Origin of the sequence: Streptomyces sp. NPDC089919 (genome assembly GCF_040684615.1) — a bacterium.
In the GTDB taxonomy this organism is placed as follows: Bacteria; Actinomycetota; Actinomycetes; order Streptomycetales; family Streptomycetaceae; genus Streptomyces.
Genome location: NZ_JBFBGK010000076.1, coordinates 1 through 18,979, shown reverse-complemented (window position 1 = coordinate 18,979; position 18,979 = coordinate 1). Strand labels below are relative to the sequence as shown.

15 protein-coding genes are annotated in these 18,979 nt (G+C 72.4%); 2 read left to right on the top strand and 13 right to left on the bottom strand.

Translation table 11 applies throughout. From position 1 onward, the window contains the following. Nucleotides 1-66 precede the first annotated feature (66 nt). The 8 genes from pstB to mshD form a co-directional block, all read right to left on the bottom strand. Nucleotides 67-843 carry a phosphate ABC transporter ATP-binding protein PstB gene (gene pstB, locus AB0O40_RS26245; RefSeq protein ID WP_365046499.1) on the bottom strand — a complete coding sequence of 259 codons (777 nt, stop codon included), beginning with the start codon at nucleotides 841-843 and terminating at the stop codon, nucleotides 67-69. Nucleotides 844-873: 30 nt separating this feature from the next. Next, a complete protein-coding gene (gene pstA, locus AB0O40_RS26240) occupies nucleotides 874-1,956 on the bottom strand; it encodes a phosphate ABC transporter permease PstA (RefSeq protein ID WP_365046496.1) in 1,083 nt (360 codons plus the stop codon). Then, nucleotides 1,956-2,939: a phosphate ABC transporter permease subunit PstC gene (pstC, locus tag AB0O40_RS26235; RefSeq protein ID WP_365046493.1), complete on the bottom strand. Its 984-nt coding sequence runs from the start codon at nucleotides 2,937-2,939 to the stop codon at nucleotides 1,956-1,958. Before pstC ends, pstA begins: the two co-directional genes overlap by 1 nt. A 109-nt stretch (nucleotides 2,940-3,048) precedes the next feature. Beyond that, complete coding sequence (pstS, locus tag AB0O40_RS26230; protein WP_365046490.1) at nucleotides 3,049-4,188, bottom strand: phosphate ABC transporter substrate-binding protein PstS; 1,140 nt, start codon at nucleotides 4,186-4,188, stop codon at nucleotides 3,049-3,051. A 355-nt stretch (nucleotides 4,189-4,543) separates the two neighbouring features. Beyond that, complete coding sequence (locus AB0O40_RS26225; protein WP_365046487.1) at nucleotides 4,544-4,948, bottom strand: NUDIX hydrolase; 405 nt, start codon at nucleotides 4,946-4,948, stop codon at nucleotides 4,544-4,546. Next, nucleotides 4,945-5,955: a CHAD domain-containing protein gene (locus AB0O40_RS26220; RefSeq protein ID WP_365046484.1), complete on the bottom strand. Its 1,011-nt coding sequence runs from the start codon at nucleotides 5,953-5,955 to the stop codon at nucleotides 4,945-4,947. Before AB0O40_RS26220 ends, AB0O40_RS26225 begins: the two co-directional genes overlap by 4 nt. Further along, complete coding sequence (locus AB0O40_RS26215) at nucleotides 5,936-8,167, bottom strand: RNA degradosome polyphosphate kinase (RefSeq protein WP_365046481.1); 2,232 nt, start codon at nucleotides 8,165-8,167, stop codon at nucleotides 5,936-5,938. Before AB0O40_RS26215 ends, AB0O40_RS26220 begins: the two co-directional genes overlap by 20 nt. 273 nt (nucleotides 8,168-8,440) lie before the next feature. Beyond that, a complete protein-coding gene (gene mshD / locus AB0O40_RS26210) occupies nucleotides 8,441-9,361 on the bottom strand; it encodes a mycothiol synthase (protein WP_365046478.1) in 921 nt (306 codons plus the stop codon). Nucleotides 9,362-9,521: 160 nt separating this feature from the next. On the opposite strand from mshD, the gene AB0O40_RS26205 reads away from it, so the two are divergent. Both AB0O40_RS26205 and AB0O40_RS26200 read left to right on the top strand, forming a co-directional pair. Then, the gene (locus tag AB0O40_RS26205) at nucleotides 9,522-11,339 is read left to right on the top strand and encodes a 5'-nucleotidase C-terminal domain-containing protein (RefSeq protein WP_365046475.1); all 1,818 of its coding nucleotides are present in this window, start codon (nucleotides 9,522-9,524) and stop codon (nucleotides 11,337-11,339) included. 201 nt (nucleotides 11,340-11,540) lie between these two features. After that, nucleotides 11,541-12,410, top strand: a complete 870-nt coding sequence (locus tag AB0O40_RS26200; RefSeq protein ID WP_365046472.1) for a phosphatidylinositol-specific phospholipase C — start codon at nucleotides 11,541-11,543, stop codon at nucleotides 12,408-12,410. A gap of 28 nt (nucleotides 12,411-12,438) precedes the next feature. Here AB0O40_RS26200 and AB0O40_RS26195 read toward each other — a convergent pair whose 3' ends face one another. The 5 genes from AB0O40_RS26195 to AB0O40_RS26175 all read right to left on the bottom strand — a co-directional run bounded on the left by AB0O40_RS26195 (nucleotide 12,439) and on the right by AB0O40_RS26175 (nucleotide 18,352). Further along, nucleotides 12,439-13,896 carry a HAMP domain-containing sensor histidine kinase gene (locus tag AB0O40_RS26195; RefSeq protein WP_365046470.1) on the bottom strand — a complete coding sequence of 486 codons (1,458 nt, stop codon included), beginning with the start codon at nucleotides 13,894-13,896 and terminating at the stop codon, nucleotides 12,439-12,441. Then, the gene (locus tag AB0O40_RS26190) at nucleotides 13,893-14,630 is read right to left on the bottom strand and encodes a response regulator transcription factor (protein ID WP_365046468.1); all 738 of its coding nucleotides are present in this window, start codon (nucleotides 14,628-14,630) and stop codon (nucleotides 13,893-13,895) included. The genes AB0O40_RS26195 and AB0O40_RS26190 overlap by 4 nt, the downstream gene beginning before the upstream one ends. Nucleotides 14,631-14,749: 119 nt before the next feature. Further along, nucleotides 14,750-16,075, bottom strand: coding sequence for a trypsin-like peptidase domain-containing protein (locus AB0O40_RS26185; RefSeq protein ID WP_365046466.1), 1,326 nt, complete (start codon nucleotides 16,073-16,075; stop codon nucleotides 14,750-14,752). A 372-nt stretch (nucleotides 16,076-16,447) separates the two neighbouring features. Next, entirely contained in the window at nucleotides 16,448-17,479 is a 1,032-nt protein-coding gene (locus tag AB0O40_RS26180; protein WP_365046465.1) for a LacI family DNA-binding transcriptional regulator, read from the bottom strand. 120 nt (nucleotides 17,480-17,599) lie between these two features. Continuing rightward, the gene (locus AB0O40_RS26175; RefSeq protein ID WP_365046463.1) at nucleotides 17,600-18,352 is read right to left on the bottom strand and encodes a response regulator transcription factor; all 753 of its coding nucleotides are present in this window, start codon (nucleotides 18,350-18,352) and stop codon (nucleotides 17,600-17,602) included. Nucleotides 18,353-18,979: the final 627 nt, after the last annotated feature.

Genomic DNA, 18,979 nt, shown 5'->3' with positions numbered 1-18,979 from the left:
GGCACCGCCATGCAGCACCGCAGGACGTGTGTGGGGCTCCGGTCGGGCCGGAGCCGGTGCTCCGGCTTATCCGAAGCGGCCCGAGATGTAGTCCTCGGTGGCCTGGACGGACGGGTTCGAGAAGATCCGGTCCGTGTCGTCGATCTCGATGAGCTTGCCGGGCTGGCCGACCGCCGCGAGGTTGAAGAACGCGGTGCGGTCGGAGACGCGGGCGGCCTGCTGCATGTTGTGGGTCACGATGACGATGGTGAAGCGCTCCTTGAGCTCGCCGATCAGGTCCTCGATGGCGAGGGTGGAGATCGGGTCGAGTGCGGAGCAGGGCTCGTCCATCAGCAGGACCTGGGGCTCGACCGCGATGGCGCGGGCGATGCACAGGCGCTGCTGCTGGCCGCCGGAGAGGCCCGAACCGGGCTTGTTCAGGCGGTCCTTGACCTCGTTCCAGAGGTTGGCGCCCTTGAGGGAGCGCTCGACGATCTCCTCGAGCTCGGCCTTCTTGAAGCGGCCGTTGAGGCGCAGGCCCGCGGCCACGTTGTCGAAGATCGACATGGTGGGGAACGGGTTGGGGCGCTGGAAGACCATGCCGACCGTGCGGCGCACGGCGACCGGGTCCACGCCCTGGCCGTAGAGGTTCTCGTCGTCCAGCAGCACCTTGCCCTCGACGCGGCCGCCCGGGGTGACCTCGTGCATGCGGTTCAGGGTGCGCAGGAAGGTGGACTTGCCGCAGCCGGAGGGGCCGATGAAGGCGGTCACGGAGCGGGGCTCGACGGTCATCGAGATGTCGTCGATGGCCTTGTGCGAGCCGTAGAAGGCGGAGAGACCGGAGACGTCGATGCGCTTGGCCATGTGAATCACTGCTTCTTTCGTACGGCGCGGTCAGCGGCCGGTCTTCGGGGCCTTCCAGCGGGCGATGCCGCGGGCCACCAGGTTGAGGATCATGACGAAGGCGATCAGGACGAGGGCGCCGGCCCAGGCCCGGTCGAAGGAGTCGGCACTGCCGACCTTGTACTGCTCCCAGATGTAGAGGGGGAGCGAGGACTGGGCGCCTTCGAAGGGGTTGCTGTTGATCAGCTGCGAGCCGAAGACCAGCAGCATGATCGGCGCGGTCTCACCGGTGATGCGGGCGACGGCCAGCATCACGCCGGTGGCGATGCCGCCGATGGCCGTGGGCAGGACGACCTTGAGTATCGTCTTCCACTTCGGCACACCGAGGGCGTACGAGGCCTCGCGCAGCTCGTTCGGGACGAGCTTGAGCATCTCCTCGGTGGAGCGCACCACGACGGGCATCATCAGGATCGACAGGGCCAGCGAACCGGCGAAGCCGGAGGGCCCCTGCTTCAGCATCAGCGTCCAGGTCGTCAGGATGAAGAGGCCCGCGACGATGGACGGGATGCCGGTCATGACATCGACGAAGAAGGTGACGGCCCTGGCCAGCGGCCCCCGGCCGTACTCGACCAGGTAGACGGCGGTCAGCAGGCCGATGGGCGCGGCGACCGCGGTCGCCAGCAGCACCTGCTCGATGGTGCCGAGCAGGGCGTGGTAGACACCGCCGCCGGGCTCGATGCCGGCGACGCCGGCCATCGAGTGGCTGAGGAAGTAGCCGTCGAGCACCTTGATGCCGCGGCTGGCGGTGACCCAGATCAGGGAGAGCAGCGGCACCAGCGCGAGGACGAAGGACACCCAGACCACCGAGGTGGCCACGCGGTCCTTGGCCTGCCGGCGGTTCTCGATGACCGCGCTGGAGCCGTAGGTGATGGCGACGAACAGCAACGCGGAGATCAGACCCCACTGGATCTTGCTGTCGAGGCCGGCGACCGCGCCGATGCCGGTGCCGAGGAGGACCGAGACGGCGACGATGGCGAGCGGGGCCCAGCGGGGCAGGCCGCCTCGGGTGAGGCTGGCGGGGGCGGCGGACTTGCGCGACCCGGTGGGGCGCTGGTCCTGCAGTGCGTGGCTCATCAGGCGTTCGCCCCCGAGTACTCCTTGCGGCGCGCGATGATCATGCGAGCGGCGCCGTTGACCAGCAGGGTGAGGAGGAAGAGCACCAGGCCGGAGGCGATCAGCGCGTCCCGGCCGTACTCGTTGGCCTCGTCGAACTTGGCGGCGATGTTCTGGGCGAAGGTGCCGCCGCCCGGGTCGAGCACGTGGCCCGAGATCAGGAAGCTGGGGGAGAGCACGGTGGCGACGGCCATGGTCTCGCCGAGCGCGCGGCCGAGGCCGAGCATCGAGGCGGAGATGACGCCGGAGCGGCCGAAGGGCAGCACCGACATCCGGATGACCTCCCAGCGGGTGGCGCCGAGGGCCAGTGCGGCTTCCTCGTTCATCCGCGGGACCTGCTTGAAGACCTCGCGGCTGACGCTGGTCACGATGGGCAGGATCATGATCGCGAGCAGGATGCCGACGGTGAACAGGGAGCGGTCGACGCCCGCCTGGGTCTTGTCGAAGACGTACGTCCAGCCGAGGTACTCGTCCAGCCAGGAGGTCAGGCCCCCGAGGTACGGGACGAGGAAGAGGGCGCCCCAGATGCCGTAGACGATGGACGGTACGGCCGCCAGCAGGTCCACGACGTAGGCGAGCGGGGCGGCCAGCTTGCGCGGCGCGTAGTGCGAGATGAAGAGGGCGATGCCGACGGCGACCGGGACCGCGATGGCCATCGCGATCACCGAGCTGACGACGGTGCCGAAGAGGAGGACGGCGATGCCGAACTTCGGCGGCTCGCCGGTGGCGTTCCAGTCGAAGGTGGTGAGGAAGTTGCCCTCGTTCTTCGACAGCGCGAGGACCGCGCGGTAGGTGAGGAAGGCGGCGATCGACGCCATGATCACCAGGAGCAGGATGCCCGAGCCCTTGGAGAGGCCCAGGAATATCTTGTCGCCTGCGCGGCCGGTGCCGCTCCTGGAGACCGGCGGAGCTGCCGTGTCTGTCTGGGTGGATGTGTAAGCCATGATCTTTCCGGTCTGTGTGGGGACCTGGGCCCCCTGGCGGCGGTGCACCGGATGGGTCCGGCGGCCGGCCCGCTCCGGACGGGGAGCGGACCGGCTGCCGGGTTCGTGCTTAGGAGAGCGAGGCGACGACCTCGCGGACCTTCGCGTTGATCTCGGCCGGGATGGGGGCGTAGCCCTTCTCCGCGAGCATCTTCTGGCCGGCGTCGCTCGAGGTGTAGTTCAGGAAGGACTTCACCGTGGCGAGCGTCTCGGGCTTGTTGCCCTTGTCGCAGGCGATCTCGTAGGTGACCAGGACGATCGGGTACGCACCCTCGGCCTTGGTCGTGTAGTCCAGCTTCAGGGCCAGGTCCTTGCCGGTGCCCTCGATCTTGGCGGCGGCGATGGCCTTCGAGGCGTTCTCGGAGGTGGCCTTGGCCGGGGTGGCGGCACCGGTGTTGATGTCGACCGTCTTGATGCCCTGCGACGAGGCGTAGGACAGCTCGAAGTAGCCGATCGCGCCGTCGGTCTGCTTGACCTGGGCGGCGACGCCCGCGGAGCCGGAGGCGGCCTGGCCACCCGGGGCCGGCCACTTCTTCTCGGGCTCGTAGGCCCAGTCCGCGGCGGCGGTCTTGTTCAGGTACTTGCCCAGGTTCTGGGTGGTGCCCGAGTCCTCGGAGCGGTGGAAGGCCTGGATCGCCGTCGACGGGAGCTTGGCGCCCGGGTTCAGCTTCTTGATGGCCTCGTCGTCCCACTTCTTGATCTTGTCGTTGAAGATCTTGGCGAGGGTGGGGGCGTCGAGGACGAGGTTGTCCACGCCGGAGACGTTGTAACCGATGGCGATCGGGCCGCCGACCATCGGCAGGTTCACGCCCTGGCCGCCGGTGCAGACCTTCTTCGAGTCCTCGACCTCCTTGGGCTTCAGCGGCGAGTCGGAGCCCGCGAAGCCGACGGTGCCCTGGTTGAAGGCGACGATGCCCTCACCGGAGGAGGAGGCCTTGTAGTTCACCTCGACGCCGGGGCAGGTGGCCATGTAGCCGTTCACCCACAGGTCCATGGCGTTCTTCTGCGCGGAGGAGCCGGAGGCCAGCAGCTGGCCCTTGGCGCCCGCGCACTGCGAGGCGTCGCCGGTCGGGGCCGCGGCCTTGGTGGTGCCGTCCTTCGGCGAGGCGTTGTTGTCGTCCGAACCGCACGCCGTGAGGACCAGGGCGCCGGACACGACGAGGGCCCCGAGGGCGGAGGCACGAAGCCGGTTCTTGCGCTGAAGCTTCACTTTCGGGTGTTCCTTCCAGGAGCCGCCGACCGGCCTGAAGTTTCGGGGCGGCGTGCGAAGAGGAGTACGACTGTCGCGCGGCGGTCAGCGGTTCTTCGCCCGTGACCCGCACCGTGCACAGTCGAAATTAGGCAGATCAGGTGAAGCGGCCGACGGGGGTGAGTGAACGGACGGTGAACCGTGGCGGACGGCATGGTGCGCCCCGGCGGCTCCGCGCGCCGGTGCCTGCGGATACGCCCAGGCGCGGGTACGGGGGACGCCCGGCGGGCCGGGAGTGGCGGTTTCCAGCCACCCGGGACCCTGGTGCGGGCGGGGCGGTCCGGTCCGTCCGGCCGCCTCCCCGGCCACCGTACGGTCAGGCCGGCCGGGCCGCGAGGAAGGCGTCGACCAGCGGACGGTCGTGCGGGTGGGTCAGCCGCAGCCGGGCCGCGGCGGGCGGCAGCCACAGCAGCCGGTCCACCTCGACGGAGGGCACGAATCCGCCGTCGCCCGCCTCCGCGGCCCAGTAGTGGACGGTCTTGGGCTCGCCGGCCACCAGGTAACGGGCGGTGGGCAGCGGGGCGCCCAGCGTGCAGAGGTACCCGGTCTCCTCCAGCACCTCCCGGTGGGCGGCCCGCTCGGGGGTCTCGGCCCGCTTCAGCTTGCCCTTGGGGAAGGACCAGTCGTCGTACCGGGGCCGGTGCACCAGGCACAGCTCCGGCCCGCCGTCCGCGGCGGACCGGCGCCACAGCACGCAGCCCGCCGCGACCAGCGGCCTCATGCTCGGATCCCGGCCTCGTCGACCAGGGCGGCGCCGTCCGCGCCGTCCGGCTCCTCGGCCCGCCGCCACAGCCGCTGGAACTCGAAGCGGGCCGCCTCGACCTCGTGCCGCTGGTCGGCGTGGAGCACCCCCAGCGCGTAGGCGGTCGCCGGGGCGATCCGCGGGGTCTTCGCCGCGTGCGCGGCGGCGCCGGCCGCCTCGGCCGCGTCCCGGTGCCGGTCCAGGGCCAGGCCGGCCACGGTCAGCCGGGCGGTGTCCTCGGTCAGGGCCTCCTGGGCGTACCGGTGGATCCGCAGCAGGGTGCGGACCCGGTGCCAGGGTGCGTCCTGGCCCTCGTCGTCCACCAGCGCCTCGGCGTTGTACGGGTGCCCGGCGCGGACCAGCGGCAGCTCCGCCACCGCCACCGCCAGCCGGTCCGCCACCTGCGCGGACAGCGGTACGAGCACCTGGTCGGTGCGGCCCACGGCGGCGACCGGGTCCAGTGGGACCTCGGAGGCCAGCACGGCGACCGCGTCGGCCACCGCGTGGAAGCGCGAGGAGCCCAGCGCGTGCAGGGTCGCCGAGTGCGCCCGGGTGCGGGCCAGCGTGAGCTGCCGCTCCAGGAGCGCCGCGGCGCGCGCCGAGCCGACGGTGAGCGCCCCCCGCGCGGTGCCCCGGGGGGCCGGTACCTCCGGGCCGCCGGTGCCGGACAGCCGGTGCAGGGCGTCCAGCAGCCGGGTCAGCCGGGCCGCGTAGGCGTGCTCGTCGGCGAGCGTGGTGGACAGCCAGGTCAGCTCGGTGCGCAGACCGTCCGCCCAGCCGGTGTCGGCGACCGGCCGGTAGGTGGCCAGCGAGCCGCTGATCCGGCGGGCCGCGCCCCGCAGGACCCGGGCCGCCTCCACGCCCTCCGCCGCGTCCGCCCCGCTCTCCTCGTGCAGTCTCAGTCCGCGCAGGAAGGCCGTCGCCTGCGAGCGGAGATAGGCCCCGAGCACGTCCCCCGCGCTGGAGTCATGGTGTTGCTGAGCCACGCCGGCGCCTCCGGGCGTCTATGAGCATCTCCTGTACGTGCCGCAGCGGGGTTCCGTCCGCGTCGGTGCTGTGCCGGGTCCACTCCCCGTCCGGGCCCAGGTGCCAGGACGCGCTGGCGTCGGACATGCCGGTCTCCAGCAGCCGGTCCAGCGAGGCCCGGTGGGCCGGGTCGGTGACCCTGACCAGCGCTTCGATGCGCCGGTCGAGATTGCGGTGCATCATGTCGGCGCTGCCGAGCCAGATCTCCGGTTCGCCGCCGTTGGCGAAGCCGAAGAGCCGGGAGTGCTCCAGGAAGCGGCCGAGGACGGAGCGGACCCGGATGTTCTCCGAGAGTCCGGCCACGCCCGGTCGGATGGCGCAGATGCCGCGCACCCAGACGTCGATCGGCACCCCGGCCTGGGAGGCCCGGTACAGGGCGTCGATCAGGGCCTCGTCCACGATCGAGTTGACCTTGATGCGGACGTAGGCGGGGCGGCCGGCCTTGTGGTGGGCGGCTTCCTTGTTGATCCGCGAGATCAGTCCGTCGCGCAGCGACTTCGGGGCCACCAGCAGCCGGCGGTAGGTCTCCCGCCGGGAGTAGCCGGAGAGCCGGTTGAAGAGGTCCGAGAGGTCCGCGCCGACCTGCGGGTCGGCGGTGAGCAGGCCGAGGTCCTCGTAGAGCCGGGCCGTCTTGGGGTGGTAGTTGCCGGTGCCGACGTGGGAGTAGCGGCGCAGCAGCTCGCCCTCCTGGCGGACGACCAGGCTGAGCTTGCAGTGCGTCTTGAGGCCGACCAGGCCGTAGACGACGTGGCAGCCGGCCTCTTCGAGCTTGCGCGCCCACTTGATGTTGGCCTGCTCGTCGAAGCGGGCCTTGATCTCGACGAGGACCAGCACCTGCTTGCCGGACTCGGCGGCGTCGATCAGGGCGTCGACTATCGGCGAGTCGCCGGACGTGCGGTACAGCGTCTGCTTGATGGCGAGCACGTCCGGGTCGCCGGCGGCCTGTTCCAGGAAGGCCTGGACGGAGGTGGAGAAGCTGTCGTACGGGTGGTGCAGCAGGACGTCCCGCTCGCGCAGCGCGGCGAAGATGTCGGGCGCGGAGGCGGACTCGACCTCGGCGAGGTCCCGGTGGGTGCCGGCGACGAACTTCGGGTACTTGAGCTCGGGCCGGTCCAGCGAGGAGATGCCGAAGAGGCCGGTCAGGTCCAGGGGCCCGGGCAGCGGGTAGACCTCGGCCGGGCTGACCTTGAGCTCCTGCACCAGCAGGTCCAGGACGCCGGGGTCGATGGACTCCTCGACCTCCAGGCGGACCGGCGGGCCGAAGCGGCGCCGCATGAGCTCCTTCTCCAGGGCCTGGAGCAGGTTCTCCGCGTCGTCCTCCTCGACTTCGAGGTCTTCGTTGCGGGTGACCCGGAACATGTGGTGCGCCAGCACCTCCATGCCGGGGAACAGCTCCTCCAGGTGCGCGGCGATGACGTCCTCGATGGGGACGTAGCGCTGCGGCGAGGCCTCGAGGAAGCGGCTCAGCAGCGGCGGGACCTTGACCCGGGCGAAGTGCCGGTGGCCGCTGACCGGGTTGCGCACGACCACGGCCAGGTTGAGCGAGAGGCCGGAGATGTACGGGAAGGGGTGCGCGGGGTCGACGGCCAGCGGGGTGAGGACCGGGAAGATCTGGTTCTTGAAGAGGGTGAAGAGCCGGGCCTGTTCCTTCTCGGTGAGGTCGGGCCAGCGGATCAGGTGGATGCCCTCCTCGGCCAGGCCGGGGGAGATGTCGTGCTGGTAGCAGGCGGCGTGCCGGGCCATGAGCTCGCGCGAGCGGGTCCAGATCAGCTCCAGCACCTCGCGCGGCTGCAGGCCGGAGGCGGAGCGGGTGGCCACGCCGGTGGCGATGCGCCGCTTGAGGCCGGCGACCCGGACCATGAAGAACTCGTCGAGGTTGCTGGCGAAGATCGCGAGGAAGTTCGCCCGCTCCAGCAGGGGCGTGGCGGGGTCCTCGGCGAGTTCGAGCACGCGCTCGTTGAAGGCGAGCCAGCTGCGCTCGCGGTCGAGGAAGCGCCCGCTGGGCAGCTCGCCCGCCGAGCCGTCCTCCTCGTACGCGTCGAGATCGCCGTCCAGGTCGGGTTCCAGGTCGGACACGGCCGCGGACATGGTGTGCGGCCGGTGCGCGGCTATGGAACCGACGGAGGGCTGGGGGTGCTGGACCGGGACCTCGGCGCTGCTCTGCTGGCTCATACGTCCATTCTTCCGCGCAGGCGGCAGTACAGGCGCGCCGGAGGGGGCCGCGGTGAGGCGCAGGGGGGTGGTGCGGGCGCTGGTCGGGTGGGCGGTGGTCGAGGGGTGACGTAGTCCGTTGCTCTTGGACGGGTCGGCGACGGGCTCCATTCCGCGAGCGTCGCAAGGGTGTCTGAATGCCCGGTTAATGGCGTGTGGCTTGCAGGGGGCCCCCGGGGCAAGGCCGTGACCTGGCCGTCACCTGAACGGGTGCAGGGGCCCCCGACGTGCGCCTCAGGACTCGGTGCGGTACATGAGGTCGACCTCGTGGGTGGTGAAGCCCAGGCGCTCGTACACGGCCAGCGCGGCCGGGTTGTCGGCGTCGACGTAGAGCATGGCGGTGGGCAGCCCCGCGGCGGCGAGGTGGCGCAGACCGACGGCGGTCAGGGCCTTGCCGAGGCCGCCGCCCTGGGCGCCGGGCCGGACGCCGACCACGTACACCTCGCCGAGCCGCTCGGCGGCGTGGACCTTCGTCCAGTGGAAGCCGACCAGCTGCCCGTCCCGCTCGGCGAGGAAGAAGCCCTTGGCGTCGAACCAGGGCTGCGCCTTGCGGTCGTCGAGGTCGCGCTGGACCAGGGCGCCCTGCTCGGGGTGGTGGGCGAAGGCCTCGGCGTTGGCGGCCAGCCAGGCCGCGTCGTCCTGGCCGGGCACGAAGGTGCGGACGGTGACGCCCTCGGGGAAGGCCGGCTCGGCGATCGGCTCGCCCAACGGGCGCCGCAGCTGGCGCAGTTCGCGGAAGAGGGTGAGGCCCAGGACCTGGGCGAGGTGCCGGGCGGCGGACTTGCCGCCGTGCGCCCAGACCCGCAGCCGCTTGCCGGAGGCCGCCAACAGCGCGGTGCCCAGCGCCCGGCCGTGGCCGCGGCCGCGCATCGAGGGGTGGACGACCAGCTCGGCGGCCGGGGCCTCGACCGGGTCGGTGTCCTCCAGCTGGGCGTAGCCGGCCAGCCGGCCCTGCTCGGTGAGGAGGAAGTGGCGGATGCCCTCCCGCCGGCCGCCGGCGAGCTGGAGGCGGCCCTGTTCGGAGACGGCGGTGGTGCCGTCGGTGAGCGCGGCCTCCTCGATCAGGCCGAGCACGGCCTCGGCCTGCTCCCGCGTCAGTTCGTCGAGTTCCTGGATCTGTCGTCCGGGCTCCAGAGCCGTTGCTGCGTCAGTCATACGGGGAGCCTACGGCGAAGCGGCGGCGGGCGGCCGCAGCGCCCACTCGCAACCCTCTCGTAACCGGGGACCCCCTGTCGCGCTACGCGCGTTGACCGTAGGCTGCGACCGCGATTTCCGCACGTGACCTCCTATCGCACGCTGCTTCAAAGGGGAACAGATGACAGCGACGCCGCAACGGCACCGCCGCACCCGCCGGTTGACCCTCTCCGCCCTGGCCCTCACGGCCGGTGCCGGCGCCATGGTCGCGGCCGCACTGCCGGCCGGCGCCGCCGGTGGTGCCACCACCGCTCCCGCGGGCAAGGCCGCGGGCCGGTACGTCGACGTCCAGATGCTCAACATCAACGACCTCCACGGCAACCTCCAGCCCCCGCAGGGCTCCTCGGGCACCGTGACCGAGCGCCAGGCCGACGGCACCACCAAGGCCATACCGGCCGGTGGCGTGGAGTACCTGGCCACCAGCCTGCGCAAGGCGCGCGAGGGCCACCCGTTCTCCGTCACCGCCGCCGCCGGCGACATGATCGGCGCCAGCCCGCTGCTGTCCGGCCTCTTCCACGACGAGCCGACCGTCGAGGCGCTGAACAAGCTGAACCTGGACGTCACCAGCGTCGGCAACCACGAGTTCGACGAGGGCCGCCAGGAACTCCTGCGCATGGAGTACGGCGGCTGCCACCCGGTCGACGGCTGTTACGAGTACGGCAAGACCTACGAGGGCGCGAAGTTCCCGTACCTCGCGGCCAACGTCACGGACGTCAAGACCAAGCGTCCGCTGATGAGCCCGACCTGGGTGTGGAAGAAGGACGGCGTCAAGGTCGGCTTCATCGGCGTGACCCTCGAGGGCACCCCGGACGTGGTCACCGCCGAGGGCGTCAAGGGCCTCAAGTTCGGCGACGAGGTCGAGACGATCAACAAGTACGCCAAGGAGCTCGAGCGCCAGGGCGTGAAGTCCATCGTCGCGCTCATCCACGAGGGCGGCCTGCCCGCCTCGGCCGCGTACAACGACAGCTGCGAGAGCGGCGGCGGCATCTCCGGCGCCATCGTCGACATCGCGAAGAACGTCAGCCCGCAGGTCGACGCGCTGGTCACCGGCCACACCCACCAGGCCTACGCCTGCACCATCGCGGACCCGGCCGGCAACCCGCGCACGGTCACCTCGGCGGCCTCCTTCGGCCGGCTGTTCACCGAGACGAACCTGACGTACGACCGCGCCACCGGCGACATCGTGCGCCCGGCCGTGAAGACCGCCAACCGCCTGGTCGGCCGCGACCAGCCGAAGGCCGCGGACATGACCGAGCTGATCAACCGCTGGAACGCCCTGGCGGCCCCGATCGCCAACCGTCCGCAGGGCTTCATCTCCGCGGACATCGCGGGCCGCGGCTCGGACGCCTTCGAGAAGCCGCTCGGTGACGTCATCGCCGACGCGCAGCTCGAGGCGCTGGCCCCGGCGGCCAAGGGCGGCGCCCAGCTCGCCATCATGAACCCGGGTGGCATCCGCTCCGACCTGGCCTTCGCCAAGTCGGGCGACGAGGCCGCCGACGGCATCGTGACCTACGGCGAGGCCTTCACGGTCCAGCCGTTCACCAACATGATGAACGTGGTCGACCTGACCGGCGCGCAGCTCGTCACGGCGCTCCAGCAGCAGGTGTCCGGCCCGGTCAACGGCCCGGCCCCGAAGATCCTCCAGATCTCCAAGGGCCTGACCTACACCCTGGACATGACGAAGGCCGGCGCGGACCGGGTCGTCGTGGACTCCGTCAAGCTCAATGGCGCGGCCATCGACCCGGCGCGCACCTACCGCGTCGCGATGAACGAGTTCCTGGCGGGCGGCGGTGACGGCTTCACCGTCCTGAAGGAGCACAAGAACAAGCTGGTGGGCCTGTCCGACCTGGACGCCTTCAACGCCTACCTGACCGCGCACTCCTCGGAGGGCGCGCCGCTGGCCCCGCCGGTGGCGGACCGCATCACGGTCATCAAGTAACGAAGTCAGCTCCGGAGGGGGCGGCGGGCCGGCAACGGCGCGCCGCCCCTTCGGCGTTCCGGGTACGGAACGGCTGCGGAACGGGCGTCCGGGGCGGCCGGACGCTTGTGTGGGACATCTGTCCCGGACCATTCCCTCTTTGTCGTGTACCCGTCAGTATGAGCCCCGACCGGGGGACCGACGGGACCAGAGGGACGGACGATGAACCTGAACCGGCGCACGTTTCTGACCGGAGCCGCGGCGGCCGGCGCGGCCCTGACGCTCGGGACGGCCGGCCCGGCCCGGGCCGCCGCCACCGGCACCCGGGACTGGATGGGCGGGCTCGGCGACGCCACCCCGCTCCAGCGGATGACCGTCCCCGGTACCCACGACTCCGGCGCCCGCTTCGGCGGCCTCTACGTGGCCTGCCAGAACACCACCGTCGCCGAGCAGCTGGACTCCGGGATCCGCTTCCTCGACGTCCGCTGCCGGGTCACCGGCGGCTCCTTCGCCATCCACCACGCGGCCTTCTACCAGAACCTCATGTTCGGCGACGTGCTGGTGGCCTGCTGGAACTTCCTCGCCGCGCACCCCTCCGAGACCATCCTGATGCGGGTCAAGCAGGAGTACTCCTCGGAGAGCGACGCCACCTTCCGGGCCGTCTTCGACGACTACCTCGACAACCGCGGCTGGCGCCCGCTGTTCCGCCTCGACCCCGGCATCCCGCTGCTCGGCCAGGCCCGCGGCAAGGTCGTGCTGCTCGCCGACAACGGTGGACTGCCCGGGGTGCGGTACGCCTCCGGGGACTTCGACATCCAGGACGACTACAACGCCGAGCCGTTCAGCAAGCGCACCAAGATCGAGAACCAGTTCCGCAAGGCCGTCCAGCAGCCCGGCCGGCTCTTCATGAACTACACCAGCACCGCCGCGTACATGCCGCCGCGCTGGAACTCCGACCGGCTCAACCCGCAGGTGCACGCCTTCGTCGACGGCGGCGAACTGACCGGCCGCACCGGCCTGGGCATCGTCCCCATGGACTTCCCCAACACCCGCGGCGGCCTGGTCGAATCCCTGATCCGGCACAACGGCTGAGCGGTTACGGGACCTCCCCCGGAGGGGGTTACGGGACCTCCGGGGGCGGGGTCGGGGCGCCCGGGAGGCGGAGGACCGCCTCGGTGCCGCCGGCTTCGGCGCGGCGCAGTTCGGCCGTGCCGCCGGCGCCGGCGGCGGTCCGGGCCACGATCGACAGGCCCAGCCCGCTGCCCGGCAGCGCCCGGGCGGACGGCGAGCGCCAGAAGCGCTCGAAGACGTGCGGCAGCTCCTCCGCCGGGATGCCCGGCCCCTGGTCGCGCACGGTCAGCTCGCCCGCGTGCAGGGTCAGCTCGACCGTGCCGCCGGGCGGGCTGAACTTCACGGCGTTGTCCAGGACGTTGACCACCGCCCGCTCCAGCGCCGCGCCCTCGGCCCGGACGTACCAGGGCTCCAGCTCGGCGGTGAAGACCAGCTCGGGGCCGCGCAGCCGGACCCGGGAGAGCGCGCTGCCGGCGATCTCGTGCAGGGCGACCACCTCCAGGGCGCCGCGGGGCGCCGCGTCCGGCCGGGACAGCTCCTGGAGGTCGCCGATCAGCGCCGCCAGCTCGGTCATCTGCGCCTTGACGGAGGCCATCAGCTCGGCGCGGTCCGCCGGGGGCAGCGGGCGGCCGGTCTCCTCGCTGCGGGCCAGCAGCTCGATGTTGGTGCGCAGCGAGGTCAGCGGGGTCCGCAGCTCGTGCCCGGCGTCCGCGATCAGCTGCGCCTGCCGGTCCCGGGCCGAGGCCAGGGCGGCGGTCATGGAGTTGAAGGAGCGCGAGAGCCGGGCGATCTCGTCCTCGCCCTCGTCGGGGATCCGGACGGTCAGGTCCTCGGTGCGGGCGATGTGCTCGACCGCACCGGTCAGCTCGTCCACCGGCCGCAGCCCGGTCCGGGCCACCCACAGGCCGGCCGCCCCGGCCCCGACCACCCCTATCCCGCTGACGAAGAGCAGCACCCAGGCGAGGGTGTTGAGGGGCTTGTCGATGTCCCCCAGCGGCTTGGCGATCGACATGGCGAGCAGCTGCGCGCCGCCCGCCTGGTCGACCCGGGCGGCCAGCGTGTAGACCCGCATCTCGGTGCCGCCGGTGGTGGTCACGTCGTGCATGACCGACCGCCGCTCGCCCCGGGCCACCGCCAGGTCGGCGCCGGTCACCGGCAGCACGCCCTCGCCGTTGACCCAGCAGGCCGTGCCGTTGGGCAGGACGAGCTGCACGCTCGCGTTCAGGTTGCTGGCGAACCGGTCCCCGCCCGGCGGCCGGGACTGCTGGCAGCCGAGCTGGCTCTCCAGCACCTGGTTCGCCTTCGTGGCGGCGCTGTCGGTGCTGATGGCCCGCAGCGAGTCGTCCAGCTGCGCCCGCAGCTGGGTACGGACCATGAACCAGCAGGCCACCGCCACCGCGGCGACCGCCACCGCCACCGCGAGGGCCACCAGCAGGGCCAGCCGGGAGCGCAGCGGCAGGGCGCGGAAACGGGCCGCGGGCGCGCCGAGGAGCCCGGACGGGCTCATTCCGGGCCCCCGGCCTCGCCGGCGCGCAGGACGTAGCCCACACCCCGGACGGTGTGCACCAGCCGGGGCTCGCCGGCGGCCTCGGTCTTGCGGCGCAGGTACATCACGTACACGTCCAGGGAGTTGGAGCTGGGTTCGAAGTCGAAGCCCCAGACGGTCTTGAGGATCTGCTCCCGGGTCAGCACCTGGCGCGGGTGCGCCAGGAACATCTCGAGCAGGGTGAACTCGGTGCGGGTCAGCTCCACCGGCCGGCCGCCGCGGGTGACCTCCCGGGTCGCCGGGTCCATCCGCAGGTCGGCGAAGGTCAGCGCGTCCTCGGCGGCGGCGCCCTCGTCGGCCGGGGCGGCGTACCGGCTGCGGCGCAGCAGGGCGCGGATCCGGGCGAACAGCTCGTCCAGCTCGAAGGGCTTGACCAGGTAGTCGTCGGCGCCCGCGTCCAGCCCGGTGACCCGGTCGCCGACGGTGTCGCGGGCGGTCAGCATCAGGATGGGCGTGGTGACCCCGCCCGCGCGCAGCCGGCGGGCGGCGGTGAGGCCGTCCATCCGGGGCATCTGCACGTCCAGCACGATCAGCTCGGGCGCGTACCCGGCCGCCTTCTCCAGCGCGTCCAGGCCGTCCACGGCGCACTCGGTGCCGTACCCCTCGAAGGCGAGGCTGCGCCGCAGCGCCTCGCGGACGGCGGGCTCGTCGTCGACGATCAGGATGCGCTGCGGGTCGCCTTCGGCGGGGTTCATGGGGGTGAGGGGTCCTTCTGCGGGGGTGGGGACGGTGGGCGTCCTAGCGTGCCACGGGGGCGGGGCGGGGGTGGCCGCCCACGGTGCGCGGGTCCCCCGCTTCCTCCCGCCCCGGCCGGTCAGAAGCCGGTGCCGAAGAGGCCGCCGTCGTCGCCCTGGTCCTGGGACCGGTCCGAGCCGGAGTCGCCGGCGCCGCCGGAGCCGCCCTTGCGGAGCGAGCCGAGGTCGTCCTTGACGGTGTTGACCGGGATGGAGAAGCCGAGGCCGACGCTGCCGGCCGAGGACTGGCCGTTGGCGGGCGAGTAGATGGCCGAGTTGATGCCGATGACCTCGCCGTTCATGTTGAACAGCGGGCCGCCGGAGTTGCCCGGGTTGAGGGAGGCGTCGGTCTGCAGCGCCTTGTACGTGGTCTTCGACGAGCCGGTGTCGCCGTTGAACTGGCGGCCGCCGAACTCGAAGGGCCAGCCGCCGCCCTGCTGGTACTGCTGCTGGCGGCGGTCCTGGTCCTGGCCCTCGGACTTGGGGACGGTCACGTCCCGGTCCAGGGCGGAGACGATGCCGCTGGTGACGGTGCCGGTCAGGCCCTCGGGGGAGCCGACGGCCACCACCCGGTCGCCGACGTTCACCTTGGACGAGTCGCCGAACTTGGCCGGCTTGAGGCCGCTGACGCCCTCGATCTTGACGAGCGCGAGGTCCTTGTCGGGGTCGGTGCCGACCACCTTCGCCTTGTGGGTCTTGCCGTCGGAGGTCTTCACGGTGACCTCGGTGGCGCCGGCGACCACGTGGTTGTTGGTGACGATCTCGCCGTCGGCGGTGACCACCACGCCCGAGCCGGTGGACTTGCCGGAGCCGGTGGTCGCGTTCACCTCCACGACCGAGGGCATGACCTCCTTCGCGACGTCGCTCACGCTGCCGCTGCCGGAGTTGGCGGAGACGTTGGAGCCGGAGATGCCGCTGGAGTAGGAGGAGCCGCTGTTGAAGAACTTCTCGAAGCCGGCCGCGGTGCCGCCGCCGACCACGGCCGCGGCGATCGCCACCGCCGCGAGCAGGGCCACGGGCCGCTTGGCGCGGGCCACGGGGGCCGGGCCGCCGGCGGGCGCCGCCGCGCCCCATCCGGTGCCACCGGTGCCCCCGTGCCCGCCGTCGTGGGCGGCGGACCGCTGGGCGGTCTCGCCGGGGATGACCTGCGGCTGGTGTCCCGGGGCAAGCCCCGGCTCCACCGGAGCGGCTGCCGCCGCGCCCCACCCTGCGCCGGGCGCGGCCTGCGGCGCGGCCTGCGGTGCGGCCTGCGGCGCGGCCGGCGGGTAGGCCGGCGGCGGCGGGTAGCCGGCCTGGGTGTCGTGTGCCAGCCGGTCACGGCCCCGCTGCCAGTCGTCGCCGAAGACCGGCTGCTGCTGGGTCGGGTTCTCCTGGTGGTCGCCTTCGCGGCGGTGGCTCTCGGTCATGGGTATGACTCTGTCCGCCGTAGATGAGAGCTTCCTGAGTCCAGGCTGAGAAGGGCGACAGAAGGGTGTATGCCCCAAATAAGGGGCGGGGCGGACTTGCCGGCCTCACTGCCGGGTACGGCGGTCGTCCGTGGTGTGTGGGTCCCCCGCCCCTTGACGCCCCGTGGCCTGCGGGCCCTGCGGCAGGCCCACCCCTGGGACTTCGCGGCTTCGCCGTCGCCTGCGGCGATCCCAGGCCCGGGCCCGCCTCCGGACCAGCCTGCCACGGGGCGTCAAGGGGCTCCCCCACACACCACGGACGACCGCGGCACGCGTATCGGGCACGCGTGTCGGGCAGGCCGGACGACCGCGGCACGCGATGGGGGAGGGGGGTCAGCCGACCGGTTCGCAGCCGCAGGAGCGGCGGATCACCAGGGCCGAGGGGAACTGCTTCAGGCGCTCGCGGCGCGAGCCGGCCACCCGCAGGGCGTCGTCGAGGACCAGGTCCACGGCCGCCCGGGCCATGGCCGGCCGGTCCGAGGCGACGGTGGTCAGCGGCGGGTCGGTCAAGCCCGCTTCCTTGACGTCGTCGAAGCCGGCCACCGCCAGCTCCCCCGGTACGTCGATCCGCAGCTCGCGGGCGGCCCGCAGGACGCCGATGGCCTGGTCGTCGGTGGCGCAGAAGATCGCCGGCGGCCGGTCGGGGCCGGCCAGTACCTCCAGCGCGACCCGGTAGGCGTCGTAGCGGTTGTACGGGGCCTCGAAGAGCCGGCCCTCCACCGAGCGGCCCGACTCGAGCATGGCCCGGCGCCAGCCCTCGACGTGGTCGGCGACCGGGTCGCCGACCGAGGGGGTGTTCTCGATGCCGCCGATGCAGGCGACGTAGGCGTGGCCGTGCTCCAGCAGGTGGCGGGTGGCGAGCTGGGCGCCGCCGATGTCGTCGGTGACCACCGCGACGTCGTCGATCGCCTCGGGGCGTTCGTGGAGCAGGACGACCCGGGCGTCCCAGGCCTCGATCTCGCTGGCGGCCTGCTCGCTCATGCCCTGGCTGACCAGGATCAGGCCCGAGACCCGCATCCCGAGGAAGGCCCGGAGGTAGTGCACCTCGCGCTCGGTGCGGTAGTCGGAGTTGCCGACCAGGACCATCTTGCCGCGCTCGGCGGCGGCCTGTTCGACCGCGTGCGCCATCTCGGCGAAGAACGGCTGCCGGGCGTCCGGGACGATCATGCCTATGAGGTCGGTGCGGCGCGAGGCCATGGCCTGCGCCACCCGGTCGGGCCGGTACCCCAGTTCCTTGATCGCGGCGAGCACCCGCTCGCGCGTGGCCGGGGCGACCGGCCGGGGTCCGTTGTTGATCACATAGCTCACGACGGCGGTAGAGGTACCCGCCAGTCGCGCTACGTCGTCCCGCGTCACCTTGGCCACGCGCAGAATTCTACGCGGGGTGACCGCCCCGTGGGCAGGGCGTCTGCCCACCGGACGATCTTCCCGGCTCCCTCGAACGGCGTACCGGCCGCCCGGCCTGCCGGCGGGCGGCCGTCCGGCCTAGCGGCGGGCGTGCGCCCGGGTCCCGGCGGAGGCCTCCGCGGCGGCCTTGTTACGGGCCTCCTCGGCCGCGCGTTCGACCTTCTCGGGGGCGACGAAGCGGTAGCCGACGTTGCGGACCGTGCCGATCAGCGACTCGTGCTCGGGGCCCAGCTTGGCGCGCAGCCGCCGTACGTGGACGTCGACCGTGCGGGTGCCGCCGAAGTAGTCGTAGCCCCAGACCTCCTGGAGCAGCTGGGCGCGGGTGAAGACCCGGCCCGGGTGCTGGGCGAGGTACTTCAGGAGCTCGAACTCCTTGAAGGTCAGGTCCAGGACCCGGCCCTTGAGCTTGGCGGAGTACGTGGCCTCGTCGACCGAGAGGTCGCCGTTGCGGATCTCCATGGGGGAGTCGTCGCTGCCGATCTGCTGGCGGCCCATGGCCAGCCGCAGCCGGGCCTCGACCTCGGCCGGTCCGGCGGTGTCGAGCAGGACGTCGTCGATGCCCCAGTCGGCGGTGACGGCGGCCAGGCCGCCCTCGGTGACCACCAGCAGCAGCGGGCAGCCGGGCCCGGTGGAGCGCAGGAGCTGGCAGAGGGAGCGGACCTGCGGGAGGTCGCGGCGGCCGTCGATCAGGATCACGTCGGCGCCGGGGGTGTCCACCAGCGCTGGGCCCTCGGCGGGGGCGACGCGGACGTTGTGCAGGAGCAGGCCGAGGGCGGGCAGCACCTCGGTGGACGGCTGGAGGGCGTTGGTCAGCAGCAGGAGTGAGCTCATCCCCGACCACCTGCCCGGTTCATCGGTCGGTCGTGCGAGGTTCGCTGGCCCATCACGTCGGTTCCTCCTCGGTCCCGTCGAGGGTTCTGCGGCACTGCTTCGTACGTGTGGCGGCCCCGCGCCCTTGGGGTCCGCCGCCGGTCACCGTGTGGAACCTAGGATTCCACCGTTTCCGGAGTTCGTGCTGTGTTCAACGTGCTGAAAGCACAAAAGGACCCGGGGGCAACGTTGCCCGGATCCTCTGCCCAGCAGGATAGCCCACCGGCCTCCCCCTGAAGAGGCCCGATCCCACCCCGCGACTGTGGTCCCCACCACGCCCCTTGGATGCGCCCCCACGGCTACGCCCCGCCTACCCACTCCGTCCGCAGCCATCCCCTTACCAGCCCCGCCGGCGTTTGAGGCGACCGTCGCGGCAGCGGCGGTGCGGGGTCCGGGGCGCAGCCCCGCCGTCCCCTCACCAGCCTCGCCGGCGTTTGAGGCGATCGTCGCGGAGCGGCGGTGCGGGGGATCCGGGGGCGGCGCCCACCGGTTTCGGGAAGGGGCGGGGTGGGGCTGGCTCCGCGCAGCGGCCGGGCGCGGGCCCGGGAGCCGGGGGGGGGGCGCCCGCGGGGCGGGTTGGGCGGGTGC